Here is a 314-nt window from a genome sequence, read left to right as displayed (position 1 = left end):
TCCGGACGGACCTCGACGGTCTCGATCAGATAGTGGTGCAGCGGGGCCAGGCGTCCGCCCGGCGGCCGCCCTTGACGGGCCGGCTCGAGCGACCCGGTCTTGCGATAGCGACGCATCAGTTCGACGACGAAGCTCGGTGACACGTCGAACTTGGCCGCTGCAGCCCGGCGGGACTGCCCCGCCTCGACACAGGCCACGATCCGGCGACGAAGATCCAGTGATAGCGGTTTTCCCATGATCCACCTCCACATATAGTGAATCACAAACCCTTCCTTATGGGAATCCCCGACTCTGGTTTTCCGCACGAGGCTCTA

1 protein-coding gene is annotated in these 314 nt (G+C 63.4%); it reads right to left on the bottom strand.

Features of this window, described 5'->3' with window-relative positions; all coding sequences use genetic code 11:
* Nucleotides 1-236, bottom strand: a 236-nt coding sequence (locus P1J78_RS25335; protein WP_275570129.1) for a helix-turn-helix domain-containing protein, incomplete at its 3' end; no start/stop codon positions are given.
* Between the last annotated feature and the right edge of the window lie 78 nt (nucleotides 237-314).

The sequence above is a fragment of the Psychromarinibacter sediminicola genome (assembly GCF_029168335.1).
GTDB lineage: Bacteria > Pseudomonadota > Alphaproteobacteria > Rhodobacterales > Rhodobacteraceae > Psychromarinibacter > Psychromarinibacter sediminicola.
This window is presented reverse-complemented; position numbering and strand designations above follow the sequence as displayed.